This is a genomic window from Leptospirales bacterium (assembly GCA_019694655.1).
Lineage (GTDB): Bacteria > Spirochaetota > Leptospiria > Leptospirales > Leptonemataceae > SSF53.
On record JAIBBN010000003.1, the window covers coordinates 319,438 to 335,142 of the forward strand.

15 protein-coding genes are annotated in these 15,705 nt (G+C 59.2%); 5 read left to right on the plus strand and 10 right to left on the minus strand.

Features of this window, described 5'->3' with window-relative positions; genetic code table 11:
- Position 1: 1 nt before the first annotated feature.
- The 3 genes from K1X75_07290 to K1X75_07300 are packed head-to-tail and all read right to left on the minus strand — an operon-like array spanning position 2 to position 2,925.
- On the minus strand, positions 2–628 hold the full coding sequence (locus K1X75_07290) for a hypothetical protein (GenBank protein ID MBX7057854.1): 627 nt from the start codon (positions 626–628) through the stop codon (positions 2–4).
- On the minus strand, positions 622–2,064 hold the full coding sequence (gene argH / locus K1X75_07295) for an argininosuccinate lyase (protein ID MBX7057855.1): 1,443 nt from the start codon (positions 2,062–2,064) through the stop codon (positions 622–624). The genes K1X75_07290 and argH overlap by 7 nt, the downstream gene beginning before the upstream one ends.
- Positions 2,065–2,082: 18 nt before the next feature.
- Positions 2,083–2,925: a hypothetical protein gene (locus K1X75_07300; GenBank protein MBX7057856.1), complete on the minus strand. Its 843-nt coding sequence runs from the start codon at positions 2,923–2,925 to the stop codon at positions 2,083–2,085.
- A 140-nt stretch (positions 2,926–3,065) separates the two neighbouring features.
- Here K1X75_07300 and rpsD point away from each other — a divergent pair, with 140 nt between their 5' ends.
- Positions 3,066–3,680, plus strand: coding sequence for a 30S ribosomal protein S4 (rpsD, locus tag K1X75_07305; GenBank protein ID MBX7057857.1), 615 nt, complete (start codon positions 3,066–3,068; stop codon positions 3,678–3,680).
- Between the two features lie 120 nt (positions 3,681–3,800).
- Here rpsD and K1X75_07310 read toward each other — a convergent pair whose 3' ends face one another.
- Together K1X75_07310 and K1X75_07315 are read right to left on the minus strand one after the other, a co-directional pair.
- Positions 3,801–4,403: an SCO family protein gene (locus K1X75_07310; protein MBX7057858.1), complete on the minus strand. Its 603-nt coding sequence runs from the start codon at positions 4,401–4,403 to the stop codon at positions 3,801–3,803.
- The gene (locus K1X75_07315; GenBank protein ID MBX7057859.1) at positions 4,400–4,828 is read right to left on the minus strand and encodes a copper chaperone PCu(A)C; all 429 of its coding nucleotides are present in this window, start codon (positions 4,826–4,828) and stop codon (positions 4,400–4,402) included. The genes K1X75_07310 and K1X75_07315 overlap by 4 nt, the downstream gene beginning before the upstream one ends.
- A gap of 154 nt (positions 4,829–4,982) precedes the next feature.
- Between K1X75_07315 and K1X75_07320 the strand changes: the two genes are divergently transcribed.
- Positions 4,983–6,914: an adenylate/guanylate cyclase domain-containing protein gene (locus tag K1X75_07320; protein MBX7057860.1), complete on the plus strand. Its 1,932-nt coding sequence runs from the start codon at positions 4,983–4,985 to the stop codon at positions 6,912–6,914.
- 5 nt (positions 6,915–6,919) lie between these two features.
- Here the strand turns inward: K1X75_07320 and K1X75_07325 are convergent, their stop codons facing one another.
- On the minus strand, positions 6,920–7,816 hold the full coding sequence (locus K1X75_07325; protein ID MBX7057861.1) for a class I SAM-dependent methyltransferase: 897 nt from the start codon (positions 7,814–7,816) through the stop codon (positions 6,920–6,922).
- A 41-nt stretch (positions 7,817–7,857) separates the two neighbouring features.
- On the minus strand, positions 7,858–9,408 hold the full coding sequence (locus K1X75_07330) for an FAD-dependent oxidoreductase (protein ID MBX7057862.1): 1,551 nt from the start codon (positions 9,406–9,408) through the stop codon (positions 7,858–7,860).
- A 247-nt stretch (positions 9,409–9,655) separates the two neighbouring features.
- Here K1X75_07330 and K1X75_07335 point away from each other — a divergent pair, with 247 nt between their 5' ends.
- Complete coding sequence (locus K1X75_07335; protein ID MBX7057863.1) at positions 9,656–10,555, plus strand: sterol desaturase family protein; 900 nt, start codon at positions 9,656–9,658, stop codon at positions 10,553–10,555.
- Positions 10,556–10,767: 212 nt separating this feature from the next.
- Positions 10,768–10,974: a DUF2892 domain-containing protein gene (locus K1X75_07340; GenBank protein MBX7057864.1), complete on the plus strand. Its 207-nt coding sequence runs from the start codon at positions 10,768–10,770 to the stop codon at positions 10,972–10,974.
- 108 nt (positions 10,975–11,082) lie between these two features.
- On the opposite strand, the gene K1X75_07345 is transcribed toward K1X75_07340, so the two are convergent.
- Together K1X75_07345 and K1X75_07350 are read right to left on the minus strand one after the other, a co-directional pair.
- Complete coding sequence (locus K1X75_07345) at positions 11,083–12,696, minus strand: hypothetical protein (protein ID MBX7057865.1); 1,614 nt, start codon at positions 12,694–12,696, stop codon at positions 11,083–11,085.
- Positions 12,697–12,815: 119 nt separating this feature from the next.
- Positions 12,816–13,505 (minus strand): class I SAM-dependent methyltransferase, encoded by a 690-nt coding sequence (locus K1X75_07350; protein ID MBX7057866.1) that lies wholly within the window; start codon positions 13,503–13,505, stop codon positions 12,816–12,818.
- A gap of 321 nt (positions 13,506–13,826) precedes the next feature.
- On the opposite strand from K1X75_07350, the gene K1X75_07355 reads away from it, so the two are divergent.
- Positions 13,827–15,083 (plus strand): adenylate/guanylate cyclase domain-containing protein, encoded by a 1,257-nt coding sequence (locus tag K1X75_07355; protein MBX7057867.1) that lies wholly within the window; start codon positions 13,827–13,829, stop codon positions 15,081–15,083.
- Here K1X75_07355 and K1X75_07360 read toward each other — a convergent pair.
- Entirely contained in the window at positions 15,080–15,703 is a 624-nt protein-coding gene (locus K1X75_07360) for a Crp/Fnr family transcriptional regulator (GenBank protein MBX7057868.1), read from the minus strand. The two genes, K1X75_07355 and K1X75_07360, sit on opposite strands and share 4 nt — an antisense overlap.
- Positions 15,704–15,705 lie beyond the last annotated feature (2 nt).

A 15,705-nucleotide genomic window follows, 5' to 3' on the forward strand; every position in this document is an offset into this window, starting at 1 on the left:
ATTACATCTTTGCGATCAGCTTGCGCAGCCGAATCAGAACGGTCATGATACGAACCTGCTGCAACAGCTCCTGCGTCAGCTTCATCAGCTGCTCCTGCTCGGGCTGCAGTTGCGCCAGCTGCGCAGGCGGAATCGTTTCTTCCATTGCCCCTGGATCGAGCTCCAGCATGATGCCATGGACGGCTTTCAAAGCTTTGCTCAATTCGCCTATATAGCGCAAGGCAAAGCGATCCTGTTCTCCAGAGAGTTCGTCGATGCGATACATCAGCGCCGAAATTTCTTCGATCAACTTGCGCTCGTCCTCGTCGGGCTTCTGTTTGCCAGACAGCTGCTGGTAGGCGATCACGAAGCGGTCGTATTCCGCAGCCAATTCCGACTTCAGCGCCATACTCAGTCGTAACAAACGCAAGGCTTCTCGCCAGCGCTTGATTCTGAATAGCGCTGGCAGCCGCTCGGCGTTCAGATCGCGGCGCAAGTCGGCGCAATCATCGTTGGCGCGTTCAACCATTGCCAGCAGCATTGGCAGCTGCTCGTCGGTCAGCAGGTTCACCAGGTCGCCCAGAATGCGATTGTACTCGCGAACCAGTTCCGGTCCGATCACGGGCGATCCAGGCGTAGCATCTACCATTGGTCCAGCTCCGGTCGCGCCCAGCGATAGGCGCCCAGCTCGCGGATTGCAGTCTCGGCTTCGCCCAATTGCTCGATGATTCGAGATCGAGCAGCGCCGCCATAGCTGCGCTTCTTGTCTGCGCTGGCCGCCAGATCACAGGCCCGTTCATAGAAATCGGCAGCCGCCAGGTGCGGGGAGATCGCCGCTCGTTCCTCGGGCGGCATGGCGGACAATCCCAGCTGCAATTGCTGGGCGCGCGCCGTCAGTCGGCCAACCAGATGATGCGCATCGCGAAAAGCCAGACCCTTCTCCGCCACCAGCGCATCCGCGATATCGGTGGCCGTTGCAAAGCCGCGCTCCAGCGATTCTCGCATTCGATCTGGATGAAAACGGATTCCCTGGATCATGGCAGTGAGCGCCAGCAAGCACAGTTCGCATTGTTCGGCTGAATCAAGCATTGGATGACGATCTTCCTGCAGGTCGCGGTTGTAGCTGAGCGGCAACGCCTTGAGATTGGTCAGCAGGTTTTGCAGGTTGGTCTGCAGGCGGCCGCTCTTTCCGCGGATCAGTTCCGCCAGATCTGGATTCTTTTTCTGCGGCATGATGCTGGAGCCGGTGGTCAGAGCATCGGGCAGGGTGCAGAAGCCAAACTCTACTGAACTCCAGAGGATCAATTCCTCGGCGATGCGCGAAGCGTGCGTCGCCGTCGCTGCACAAGCATAGAGAAAGTCCAGCAAGTGGTCGCGACTGGCCACGGCGTCCATGGAGTTCGGGTAAATGCTGTGAAAGCCAAGCTCGCCGCGCAGGAACTCGCGATCGCTGTCGTAGTTAACGCCGGCCAGTGCGCCGGCGCCCAGCGGCAGAAAACCGGCCTGCCAGGCCGCGCGCTGGAAGCGCTGGTGATTGCGATAGAAGGCCCAGAAATGCGCCAGTAAGGGATGCGCCAGACGAACGGCCTGCGCCACCTGCAAGTGCGTATAGCCAGGGACGATAACATCGATCTGCGCCCGGGCCTGCTGCTGCAGGGCGCGCAAGAGCTCCAGCAAAAGATCGCCAAGCTCGGCGCTGCGGCGGCGAACAAACAAATGCGTATCCACGGCAATCTGATCGTTGCGCGAGCGCGCCGTATGCAGTCGCTTGCCTGCTTCGCCAATCAGTTCCACCAGCCGCGTTTCTACGTGGGTATGAATGTCTTCCAGTTCGGCGCGCAGCGGCAGAGCAGCGGCGGCCAGTTCGTCGCGCACCTGGCGCAGCCCGCCCTCGATGGCGTTCAGATCGCGCTCGTCCAGCAGGCCGATGCGTCGCAGCATCCGCGCGTGGGCGACGGAGGCGCGGATATCTTCGCGATAGAGCAGGCGATCCAGCTGAATCGATTCGCCCATGCGCACGGTGATCGAGGCTACTTCGCCCGATTGTCTGCCGGCCCAGAGCTGCGGTCCGCTGGCCTGATTCATTCGCTGCTTTCCTGGCGCTTAGAGTTGGAGTTCCTTCCAGATCGTGTGCAGTTCGATGGGAAGTCGATCCACAGTGGTCAGATGCAGTCTGTAGTCCAGCACCAGATTCTTGATGTGGAAATAAATTGTCTGGAAGCGATCGTGGATCTGTTCGACGGTAGCTCCGGGCAGCAGCGTGACATAGGCGCCAGGGCCGGGTTGCACCAGGTAGTCGTCCTTCTTCAGCCTCTGGCGAATGGAGTCGATGATCTCCTGCATCAGCGAACGGCTGCGCGCCTCGCCGGCCAGTTCCATGTACTGTGCCAGTCCCGGAAATTCAAAGTGCGCCAGAGTGACAGGCTTGCCGTTTTCCAGGCTGTGGGCGATGATTGCGCGGCAGCTGAGTTCAAAACCGGCGGCAAGGTCGAGCATGCGCGGATCGCGCCGCGACGGGTCGTGAAAAAGAAAATCAGAGGCGAAGCGCAACAACTCCAGATCAATCTGCGCTTCGGACTGTGGCAGATCCTCGGACGCAATCAAGCCGCTGAAGCGCAGGCTTTGGTCCATGCGCCAGCGCTGGCGTTCGACCCAGACCAGGCCGGGCAGGCCAGGGGCTGGACCGCCCTCGTCGCCAGCCCGCTGCAGACCTTCGGGCAGCCTGCCAAATTCAAAGCAGACTTCAGCGTCCAGCTGAAGGGCGGCATAGATCAGCCGACATTCCTGGCAAAGGCGCAACAGCCGCGACGGGAAGTAATCCAGGCCCGGAAGCGCGGCGAGCTGCAGTGCATATTCAGAAAGCGAGTTCTGAATACCAGCCGGCAGCCTGGACCAGTTTGTCTGCCAGGCGCTGGCCGCTGAAGGCATTGGAGGAGCCTGAACCATGGTTGTTTCCATCATCGGTCAGCTGCGGCTGACCTGGAAAGTCCTTTCGCCGCTGCGGCCAAATTTCGGGACGGCCGGCCCTGGCCCTGCAGCGGAACATTTCTTTACAGCACAGCCGCTTGCCATAGCCTGGCCGGACAATGGCTCACTATAACGGTCCTCGCCTGCGCATCGTTCGTCGCTTTGGCGTCCCGCTGATCGGTCTTACCCGCAAATCCACCCAGAAGCGTCCTTATCCGCCGGGAATGGGGGCCCAGAACCGCCGCCAGAAATTCAGCGAATTCAAGAAGAAGCTCTACGAGAAGCAGAAGCTGCGCTTCAACTATGGCGTCGGCGAACGGCAACTGCGTAACCTGATGTCCGAAGCCCGCCACTCCCATGAGCCGACCGGTCTGGTCTTGCTGCGTCTCCTGGAACAGCGTCTGGACAGCGTTGTATTCCGCATGGGCTTTGCGCCCACCATGCCCGCTGCGCGTCAGCTGGTCGGTCACGGTCACATTGAGGTCAATGGCCAGCGCGTTGATATTCCCAGCTACCGCGTGCGACCGGGCGATGTGATTTCGGTTTGTGAAAAGAGCCGCAAGCTTGAAGCAATCAGCAATTGTCTGCAATCGCCCACACTGCGTCTGCCGGGCTATTTGAGCCTCGAACCTTCGGCCATGACCGGAAAAATGGAGTCGTTGCCACAGCGCGATGATATCCCGATTCAGGTCGAAGAACAGCTGATCGTTGAATACTACGCACAGCGATTGTAATTCAGCTCTGGCGCCGGATCAGGCTTTTTCACACCGACCGCGTCTGCAAGGCGGCTTGCGCTTTGCAGACCACATTGCCTCGGCCAGGCTGGCGGCCGATCCGACAGGTTTCAACCCTGTCTAAAAGGCCGGCAGCAGCCGGTCCAGCAACTCGACCAGGTCTGCGGCGCTGCTTTCGGCGCTGAGGCGCGCGCGCAAGCGGCCCCGAGCGTCGATCACAAAGAGCCGCGTGCTATGGTCGACCGTGTAGCGCAGCGCGGATTCCGGGCTCTCCACGCGTCGGAAATCTACGGCAAATGCATGGGCCGCGTCGCGCAGCGCGGCAGTTTCAGGCGAAACGCCGGCGGCCTGCAGCCCAAAGCCCTCGAGGTAGCGTCTTAGAAGCTCCGGCGAATCACGCTCTGGATCGACGCTGATCAGAATGGTGCGTACGCCTCGGCCGCGTCGACCCAGGCTATTCACGGCGCGACGAATCTTGCTCAGTGTCTGCGGACAGAAGTCCGGGCAGCTGGTGTAACCAAAATAGACCAGGGTCGCTGTGGCCTCGGGATCGGGGATGCGCAGCGGCGCGCCAGAGCTGCTGCTAGCAGCGCCAAAGGCAAGCTCTGGCGCCGCACCCAGATCGGGCAGCAGCGGTCCACAGCCGCTGTAAAGCAGAGAGCAAAGCAGAGCGGTCAGAATAAGGGCTCGAGGCCCCGGGTTCGGCGAGGTTTGGCGCTTCATGGATCGTCCGTAACCCGAGCAGGAATGGAAATGGCAGTTCGCGACTCGAACTGCAATTGCAACTGGACCTGCTGTCCGCCGATCAGCGGTCGATGCAGATCAATCAGCATAATGTGGTCTCCGCCGGGGGTGAGCGCAACGCTCTGTCCTGGGGGAATCTCAATGGCCGATAGCGGGCGCATCTGATGCAGGCCCTCGTCGAGAATGATTCGATGTAGTTCCGCAGTCTTGGCCTCGGCGCACTGTGCGCCCAGCAATCGCTCCAGACCAGCGCCCAGATTTTCTATTTGCAGATAGGCGGCGCTGTTCAATCCGGCGGCGGCGCTCCGAACGCGTGCATTGCGAATCTCCAATTCCTGCGGGGCGTCCGGCGATCGCTGGCAGCGGCCGCCCGCCGCCGCCAGCGCAACGAAAACAATACTCAATATGCAACTTCTGCCGCCGCTTGCCTGTCGCATACGGTCAACGAGGCCTGCGCGGCCTCTCCGGCCAAGGCTTTTCGAAGCGGCTGCCGATCAGCGCCGCGAGGATTTTGAAGTTTTCGGACAATTTTCTTACGCGAAAAGATGATGCGCCCCATTGCCGCCGTACTATTCCATCCTGGTGCGTCAAAATCGCTTTTCGATTCCAGATTGGTTCCGCCATCTCTCCTATGGAAAAAAGACCGGGTTTGCTGTTTTCTCACTGGCTGCGGCGCTGACCGGTTCCGGCGGCGCCATATACTATTTCAGTATTCGAGCAACCCTGCTGGAGCAAATGGGGGCCCGTCTCAAGGACGTCGGTCGTACCGGGGCCTATCTATTTACTGAATCAGAACGCAATGCAATCGAACGCCTCAATGCTGAAGTTGATCGTCGTCGCGCTACGCTCAGCGCTGCAGATCTGGAGTCGCTCAGCAGGGATCCGGAGGGAACGCAGGAGACATTGCAACGCAGGGATGCAGAGGAACTCATGGCTGGCGCCGATTACCAGACCCTGGTGCAGCGACTGCGCCGCATCAAGGATGGCAGCCGCAATGCTGTTCTGCCGCTGCGCTCTTTGCCGCAGAGGCCCGAGGACCTGAATGACCGTCCGCTGGTGCGCTACGCCTATTTGCTGGGGCGTATGCATGAAAGTCCGCAGCTTGAGCATACCTACTTTCTCGTCGACGCGGACTATCAGGAAGTAGATAACAACGGCAACGGAACGATTGAAGAGGACGAGCAGGGCGATCCGATCGCCACGGCCTGGCATACGCCCGGCGAGGAATTCAAACGGGCCTTTCATGGCGAGGCCAGCGCTATGAACGACTGGTACAGCGACAACTGGGGGACGTGGCTGTCGGCGGCGGTGCCAATCAAGGCTGCCGATGGCCGGGTGATTGCCGTTCTGGGTCTGGACTACGACATTCGTGGCGAGGCTAACCTTCTGCGATACGTTCGCAACGTCGCCATCGGGCTCACCGCTATCGGTCTGTTGCTGTCGCTGCTGGTTTCATTGGCCCTTTCGCGCCTGCTTTCGCGGCGGGTGCGCCTGCTTGGCTACGGCGTGGAGCGCATGCGCAAGCGCGATTTTTCAGTGCAACTGGAAGATGATTCACGCGATGAACTGGGCCGGCTGGCGCAGGGTTTCAATGACATGGTCAGCGACATTCGCGCCTACTCGCAGGGACTGCAAGCCCTGAACAGCGCCTTTGAACGCTTTGTTCCTCGCGAGTTTCTGCGCGAACTGGGCCACGAGAGCGTTCTTACTCTGCAACCGGGCGACGCCGTGATGAAGGAGATGACGGTCATGTTCTGCGACATCCGCTCCTTCACGGCAATTTCGGAGCAGATGAGTCCGGCAGAAAACTTTCATTTTCTCAACGATTACCTGAGCCGCATGGGACCAATCATTCGCGAGAACGGCGGCTTCATCGACAAATACATTGGCGATGCGCTGATGGCGCTGTTCCCCGGGGGCCCGGAAGCGGCGCTGCGCGCTGGCTCGCAAATGGTGATTGAGCTTTCGCTGCTCAATGTTGAACGGCGTGAAAACAATCAGCCGCCCCTGCGCTTTGGCATCGGCGTGCACCACGGATCGCTGATGCTGGGCGCCATTGGCGAGGAGCGGCGCCTGGATGGGACAGTAATTTCTGATGCGGTCAATATCGCCGCACGCCTGGAGCAACTGACCAAGCGCTACCATGTTCAAATGCTGGTCAGTGCGGACGTCATTGATTGGATCTCGAAAAAGGGCGGAGTCCCTTTTGCTTCACGTTTTCTCGGTTCGACGCGTCTGCGCGGCAAGAGCGCCTGGATCAAGATCCATGAAGTGCTGGAAGGCCTGCCGGCGGCGGAGCGTGACGCCAAACTGGCGGGCAGCGCCGAGTTTGAGGCCGGGCTGAATGCTCTGGCCAGCGGCCAGTACCGTCAGGCAATGCAAACCTTTGAGGATCTGGCTAACCGATACCCCCTGGATCTGGCAGCGCGCGCTGCGGCCGATCGACTGCAGCGCTATATGCGAAGACAGCGCGAACTGGTCGGCGATTGATTTGATCACGCGGGATTGCGTTGCAGCCGAAAGGCGTGGTGGATGCGTCGATCGCGAAAATCGGGCGGAATGGTACGAGCGCTGATATCCTGTATCGACCAGTCCGCAAGCTGTTCGGCCGGCAGTCGGAATCGTCGGAAGTTTGTTGAAAAATAGATCGCGCCGCCGCGACGCAACAGCAGGGCGCAACGTTGCAGCAGACCGGCAGCGTCGCGCTGAATATCGAAGTCGCGGCGCATGCGTTTGGAGGATGAGAAGGTCGGCGGATCCAGGACAATCAAGTCAAAACTGGCGCGCCCCAGGCTTTCCAGTCCCTGCAGGATGTCCATCTCCAGAAAATCGGCGCGCTCGGCCGGGAGCTGGTTCAGGGACCAGTTGCGGCGCGCTCGTTCCAGGTAGGCGGAGGAGAGATCGACGCTGATGACCGAGCGTGCGCCGCCGGCGCCGGCGTAGACGCTGAAAGCGCCGGTATAGGCAAATAAATTCAGGACATCTTTTCCGGAAGCTTCCTCTCGCAGCATAGCGCGCGTCTGGCGATGATCCAGAAATAGCCCCGTGTCCAGATAATCGCTGAGATTTACTTCGAAGCGCAGGCCGCCTTCCAGAACCGTTCGCAGCGCCTGCTTTTGATCAATGCGTGCGTACTGCTGTTTGCCGCGACGTCGCAGCTTGTGTTGGATGTGCGAATCGTCGAGTTCCAAAGCTTCCACGATGCAGCGCCGCGCACGGCTTCGCCACTCGCTGAGGTCAGGAATGCCTGGAATGCGTTTCTCAAACTCCCAGACCACGGCATCTGCGCCGTACAATTCGATCAAGAAGGGAAATTGTGGAATATCCCGATCGTAGAGCCGAAAGGCCTCGATTCCCTGGCGCCGCGCCCATTTGCCAAGATGTCTGCGCATTTTGCGCAGGCGGTTGGCGAACATCTCATAGCCCTGGTCATTCACCGGGCGCTGGCCAACACCTGCTCCAGCGCAGCATCATCGTTGGCCTCCATGGCAGCCTCGATTTGCAGGTTTTCTCGATCGCGATTGAGACTGGCTACGGCCATGACGCGACCATTCAAACGATAAGCGGCGAGGGCATTTTGCTTTTGCAAATCTCCGTAGTACTCGATGGCATCCCAGCTCTCGGCATGGCCGGTGTAAAGTATGGAAAGATCGTAGTGATGACTCCAGAAAAAGGGAGCGAAGCGCGTTGGTTGTTCGATGCCAAGCATATCGTGGACGGCAATCTGCGCCTGCCGCTGTGCCGCTACCCAGTGTTCAACGCGAATGTGCTCGCCGCTCCATGCATCGGGGTAGCGAGCGATATCGCCCACCGCGTAGATGCCAGGCGCGCTGCTGCGCATGGAGGCGTCCACCACGACGCCGCGTTCCACTTTCAAGCCGCTCTCTTCGGCCAGCGCCAGATTCGGCCTCACGCCAACGCCCAGTACTACCAGCGAAGCCGGCAATTCGCTGCCATCATCCAGGATTACGCTCTGCTCGCTGATCTCCCGTGCGCTGCGTCCCAGCCGGAATTGGACGCCCTTCGCTTCGTGAAGGCCCTGCACCAGACGTCCGATGTCTTTGCCCAGCACGCGCTGCAGCGGCGTTTCGTCCGGGGCTACTACGGTGGCAGAGATGCCGTGGGCGCGCAACGAAGCGGCGGCCTCCAGGGCAATGAAGCTTGCCCCCAGCAATACAACTTGCTGCTCCGGTTTCAGTTGTGCTAGAATTGCCTTCGCATCGCTCAGCGTGCGCAGAGTGCAAACTCGCGGATGATTGGCCCCGACAATGGGCGGACGAAGGGCGCTTGCGCCCGTGGCCAGTATCAGACGATCAAAACTCAGACTGCTGCCATCTTCCAGGAACGCCTTTTTGGCGGCAGTGTCGATGCGTCCAACGCGACGTCCGGTCAACAGTTCAATCTTCATTGAATCATAGTCCTGCCGGGGGCGAATCCACAGCCAGTCCTCCGGCGCCGCGCCTCCCAGGTAGTCTTTGGAGAGGTTGGTGCGATCGACCGGCGGCAGCGCTCCGGCCTCCAGAACGGTCAATGGTCCGCTATAGCCGCGTCGCCGCAGTTCTACAGCTGCCGCATCGCCGGCGGCGCCGCCGCCAATGATCAAGACGGACGCTGGCTGGAGCGGCGGGGCGGAGGCTGCTGGCGCAGCCAGGCGTTCGCGAACAAAGATTCGATCGCCGATCTGCTCCACGCGGTAGCACGCTACCGGGCCAAGCGCCGGCGCCGCCAGCGCCTGGCCATCGCTCAGTCGGAAGCGTGCATGGTGTAGCGGACAGCGAATCTGATCGCCAACCACCAGACCTTCGGCCAGCGGTCCGGAGTAGTGGTTACAATGGGCGTGAAGGGCATGGACCTGCGCTCCGCGGCGCACCAGAATGAGCGGTTCACCGTAGGCTTGACCGGAGACAACAACACCCTCGGCAATGCTCGCTGCATCGATACCGGCCGTAAAATCAGGTCCGCTGGCCTTGGTTCCTGCACCCATGGACTTGCACCGCCTTCCAGCCTGGCCGGCTGGGTCCCGTCGCCAGGACGAGGCGTCGAGGAAAGCCGCGGCCGCGCCTGCTGTCAACAGCGCTACGATGCCGGCCGCGCCCACGCTGCCCCCGCCTCCCGTGCTGCCCGCCGAAAAGCCCTTGCCGCCGCGCCCTATATACCATACGCTGTATTGTGTTTGCCGGACGCGGATTGGCGTCGCGAGTCTGGCCTTGCGACTCGAAGGGCGTTGAGGAATGAACGAGTTTTTGCAACATGGCCTCGCTGCGCTGAGTGCGGAATGGCGCTCCTTCGTCTGGCAGCTGCTGCATCCGGGCTGGGGAAATTTCTTCTACCTGTTGCTGGCCGTTTCCCTGGCGGCCGCAGCGCTGGAGCGGCTGCGGCCCTGGCGCAAAGAGCAGCCGCTGGCCTACCCCGGATTCTGGCTCGATGTGTTTTACATGTTTTTCAATATGTTCCTTTTCCCGCTTTTGGGCTTTGCAGTTCTCAGTTTCCTTTTCGCCCAGAGCCTGGCCAGCTCCGCTCCGGGAAGAGCGCTGCAGGGAGCTCTCCCACTGCAGAGCCTGCCTGCCGCCCTGCAATTGCTGATAGTCTTTGTGCTACGCGACTTTGTCCAGTGGATGGTCCACGTCATTCTGCACCGCGTCGGCTGGCTATGGCGGCTGCACGAGGTCCATCATAGCGCCGAGACCATGGGTTTCGCTGTTCACCTTCGGTACCACTGGCTGGAAAACGTTATCTATCGCATTCCTGAGACATTCTTGATGCTTGTACTGGGGCGGAGCGTTGGCGATCTGTTTGTGATCTATTCAGTTTCGCTTTTGATTGGCCACCTCAATCATGCCAATGTGCGTTTGCCGTGGGGGCCGCTTCGATACATTTTTAACAACTCCGAGATGCACCTGTGGCACCACGCCCGGAGTTTGCCGCGCAACTCGGGAGTGAATTTTGCAATCTCACTCAGCATCTGGGATTGGATATTTGGCACACTGTATCTGCCTGACCGACCGCCGCAGTCCATCGGCTTACTGAATCGCCCGGACTTCCCGCGAACTTTTTTCGGACAGGTTATCTGGCCTTTGGGCAACAGAGCGGCCTCCGCGCCAGCTGGCACGGCGGACGGAAGGAATTCTTGAACTTTTTGCGGGACCAGGCAAAGCTGGCGGCGTCATACAATTGTATGTCAGAAACTAGAAACTCAAGCGGGCCGGGGATGAGTGCGGGGTCAAAGGTCTTGCGACTTATTCTGGCATGTGTTTTTTGCGTTGGCCTGGTTTCCGGGATTGTGCTGCTTGTGCAGCATTTCTATCGCTGACAGAAGTCTGCAGTTATTTGGGAGGATTGAAACATGAAAGCAAATATGGGGACCATTGATCGGATTGTGCGCGTGCTGCTGGCGGTAACGGTTGGCGTGCTGTACTTTCTGAATATGATTTCAGGTACTGTGGCAATCATTCTGGGCGTGCTGGCCCTCGTTTTCCTGGCAACCAGCCTGGTTGGCGTTTGCCCGCTGTATCTGCCCTTCGGACTTTCCACGAAAAAGTCAGCAAGCTAAGTACGGATAGCACCGACGGACGCTGGCTGCGTCCGTGCGGGGGCTCAGGGTTCGGCAAGAGCAGTCGAAGGCTTGAGCCGGGATGTCCTGTCCCTGCTTGCCGGCGGTTCATAGGTCGCGCAGCAAGTAAATAGAATAGTAAACGCCGTTAATTTCTTGGTACTGCTCGGTCAGCTCGTATTGCTCCTTGAGCATCCGATCCAACGCTGGAAACTTTGATCTTCGTGGGCGGATGGCGGTCTGTGCCAGGGATGTTCCTTCCTCCACCACAATCAATTGCGGCGGCTGCGCCTCCAGCTGCTGCATCAGTTCCGCTCGGTAACGGTCGAAATTCCTTCCGGTCGAGAAGAAAGGATGATCCATCGGGAAGCGTGAGGCCAGCTTCAGACTATACTTCATCATTGCCGTCAGTACAATGTACCTCTGTTCAAGGGGTTGGACACGGCTGATGTGCGGGTGCAGCCGCAGCAGGCTTGCAATGCGCTGATCGAGGCGAGAACGGAAGACCTGCGCGCCCTGGGCCGAAGCCAGACCGGTGTCGCGGTACACGCGGCGCGCAGACTTGTAGATCCAAGCGCTTCCCAAACAGAAGAACAGGAACAACGTCAGCGCGGCCGCACGCAGCGGCCCGTGCAGGCGATTGAGGCTCGCAACCAGATCTCCAAGCACTACGGCCGTTATCATTGCAAAGGAGTGCCAGATCGGGAAGGCATGGTAGCTGTAGCCCTTGCCCTGAAGAGCATAGTGCACGAAACTGAAGAGCAGCAAAACCAGAAGTCCATCTGCAGAGGCCGCCCGCTGGCGTCTTAGAGCAACAAAGGTTGCCAGCGATAGAAGTTGAAACAGTGTAACTTTTCCGATATCAATAGCATTGGCAACGCCGCCATTGTGCGGCAGAAAGACATAGCGCGGCGCCAGCGCGAAGAGGCGGGACAGTACGGCCAGCGGGCTGTCATATTCAGTAGCATCGCGCCAGGCGTTCAGCGCTGGCCACCAACGCAGAAGAAAATCGTCGAGGGCGCCGTGCAGTAGCAGCGGCGCAGCCAGCAGAATTGCGCAGGCGATCCATGCGGCGGCGCCAAGCATGCCAAACGTAAGGATCCGTCGCCACAGCGGTTGAAGGTCGAGGCGCGTACGCCACAGAAAATAAAGACCCAGCAACAGGGCAAAAAGCGCGCCCGTCGGCTTGATGAATGCCGTACAGCCAGCCAAGAATATCGCCAGAAAGAACGCGCCGCGCTCGCGGTGCGGGAAGCGAATTGCATGCTCAATCAAAATCAGGCTGACCAGAAAAAAGGGCGCCATGATCTGCTCGCGCTGAAAAGCGCCCAGCGGAGTGGCGATCACGGGTAAGATGAAGCTCGAAGCAAATCCCACGAAAGCTGTGAGTTGCGAAAAGCGAAGCAAATAGGCGGCGCTCAAGACAGCGATCGAGAAAACCAGAAACGCATCCTGAAGGCGAAAGGCCAAGGATCCTTCGCCAAAAGTCAATACGCCCAGATAGTTGATATAGTGAATGAGCGGCGGAGAGATATTTTCAAAATCCCTGTAGGGCCACTGGCCATGGGCCATGCTCAATCCCATGAAGCGGTAGTATGCGGCATCCAGGCAGATCTCCAGCGGCCATTGCAAACTGAAGTAGAGAAATTGAATGCAACTGATCAGGATTGCGCCAAAGACCATCCATGCCAGTATTCGAAATCCGCCGTCCAGCTTGTTCATGGAATGTCGCCCGGAGCAGGGTCCGGGCGTCTGCCCCCGTCATCTGACTGAGGATTGCCACAGTCGCTGCTCAGGCTGGCCAGCCTTTTCCTGAGAGCTTCCAGGGCGCTGACGGCCTGCTAGGAAGATTTCGGCCTCGATTGAAGAGACTGGCGCGGTCGAGAAGCGCTGACGGCAAACTTTACAAGGTTGGCGGGGAAATAGCGCCAACCAATGGTCAGCAGCGAGGATTCCAATCCGCCGGCGCGAAACTGTTTTACTGCTTGCTGTGCGGCATCTTTGTTCAGCGCCGCAAAATGCCAGAGGCGCGACTGCAGCCGTCCGATCCAATTGCGCCGGATGCCTATCAGCAATACCCGCCCGCCGGGGCGCAAACTGCGCTGGATCAAGGGAATGATTCGCCTGGCGTGGCCGTATTCAAAAATAGCGCCGGCGCTTACAATGAGGTCAAAGTCCTCGGCGCTCAGACTGGAGGGAAGTCCGCTGCGATGCGTCCGAAGCGCAGACCAATCGTGAAAATCGCCGCGTAGCAGGCGCGCCGCCGGCAGTCGGCGCTCGCAAATGGAAAGCATGCTCTGGGAAAAGTCGATTCCAGTAATCTCCGCCGACGGCAGAGCCCGGAGCAGCGCCGCCGAAGCCAGTCCCGTTCCAATGCCAAGATCCAGAATGCGCGGCCGCATTGCCGACGCCGGCGTCTGGGCGGCCCAATCGTAAATGAAGCGTTGCATAGACTGGACGTAGCCAAGCCAGTGCATTTGCCGATCGTAGGGCGCGGCATCGCGTTGGTATTTCTCGAGTGCGCTGTTCAAGAATTACTCGCCTTCGAAGGAACGTTGCAGCACGTCGATCTTAAGCTTCTTCATTCTTGGAAACGATGGCGTCAAGCGCTCGCTTTGTTTGGAGTCTATTGCAGACATCATGGCTCCCATGACGCGCGGAGCCTTTAGTCAGGACAGGCGAAGGGCATCCTGGCGCCAGCCGCATTATTCAGCCTCGGCGAAGGCCGAAGTTTCACTTTATGACAGGCTAATCGCAGAATGACTCGAAGCGCACTGTCGCGAGCCTCCAGTCCGGCCGTCCTGAGCGCGCTTTCTGCTTGCGCCTGGAGGCAAGGGCGAAAGCAAAGCGACATGCACAGGCTAGTGAATCGCGCCAGAGCTATTGCTTCGGCTGCAGTCCATGTCGGTATCGAAGCGAATGTACCGGAGCACACCAAGCGGCCGCTGGCCCTGGCAAATACGGTAACCCTGCTGGCCATACTGGTTACCCTGCCCAACATTCCGCAGTTCCTGTCCTTCGATGCTGCGGCCGCCAGCCAGGCGGCAATCAGCGCAAGCGTAGCCTCGCTGGTCTACGCACTCGCCTATCTGTTGCTGGCCCTGCACCGCAGGAGGCTGGGCTTGACGCTTTTGAGTTACGGCAGCATTGCCAACGTTACGGCCATTACCTGGATTCTGGGCACATCCAGCGGAGCGCAGTACTATTTCATCGCCATGGGGGTGGGCGTCATGCTGCTCTGGCCGCCAGCCTACCGCATTTCGCGCGTTGTGGTCGGGCTCGTGGGCGGGCTGGCGTTCCTGGCGACAATGGCTCTGTCGCCCGAGCATGCCGCCTTTGCTCCAGCATTGCCGTCGGACGTTGAACGGCAGATTTTTTTCGCACAGATTGCCGGCGCCTACGGCGTGGGCTTTGGCTTCGTTTACTATGCGATTGTAACCGTTGGCAGAGTCGAACAATCTCTGGACCGTGAAAGATCCAAGGCTGATGCACTGTTGCTCAATATTCTGCCGGCGCCAATAGCGGCGCGACTCAAAGAAAGCGCAGACTCCATAGCGCAGCGCTTCGAGGAAGTCAGCGTAGTGTTTGCCGACCTCGTCGGATTTACTGCCCTTTCCGCCGCGATGCGACCGGAGGATATTGTTGAGCTCTTGAATCGCGTCTTTAGCTCCTTTGATGAACGCGTTCGCAGTCTGGGCCTGGAAAAGATCAAAACTATCGGCGACGCCTACATGGCCGCGGGCGGCGCGCCAGCGGCTATGGCAGAGCATCGCCAGGCTGCCGCCGAAATGGCGCTCTACATGGTGGAGCGCGTGGATCAGCTGGCCCGAGAAAGCGGACTCCCGCTGCAAATTCGCGTCGGTATCCATTCCGGACCGGTGGTAGCCGGAGTGATCGGCAAAGATAAGTTCATCTATGATCTCTGGGGCGATACCGTAAATACGGCGGCGCGCATGGAAAGCCACGGAGAGCCCGGTCGAATTCAGGTTAGCGCTGCATTCTACGAAAGCCTCGGCAATACCTTTGTGCTGGAACGACGCGGCGAAATTGAAGTTAAGGGCAAGGGGCGGATGGAGACCTACTGGTTGCTTGCGGAAGGCGGAGATTAGGGCGCGATTGCTGCGTTGGGGCCGCGCTTTCCGCCATCCTTGAAGAGCCGCGCCCGAATTCGGCTGAGCGCAACATTTGTAACTCCTATGAAGGAAGCAATCTCGGTCTGCGATATGCCCTCTAGATGAGAGCCCCTTTGTTCCATAAACTTCAAGTATCGCTGCGGGGCATCGAGCAGTAAAAAATCCGCCTCGCGTTCCTCCTTACGCAGAAAGAGCGTTTCGACGATACGCTTTTCCAATCGCAAGAACGGCAGGGAGTTCCGAAACGTATGCCGAAGGGCGGCGATGTCGGCGACCAGCACCGTGGAATTTTGCATAGCCTGGACGTAGCAACGGGCAGGCCGCGCGGTCAAAAGCGAAGCATAGGAACCCACAAATTGATGATCGCCTGAGAAATCTTTGATTTGCTCCTTGCCATCGACCAAATAGTACATCTTAAACATGCCGGAGCAAACATAGCCAATGCGAGAGCATTGTTCGCCAGCTTGCAGAAAGAACTGCTTTTTCGAAAAATTCACGCTCACAAATAACTTTGCGAGCTGTATCCGCTCTTGATCGGAAAGGCCGTAGCGATCAAGAAGCGCGGCGAGTCGGTCCGGCAGACTGGATGGGTCCATGA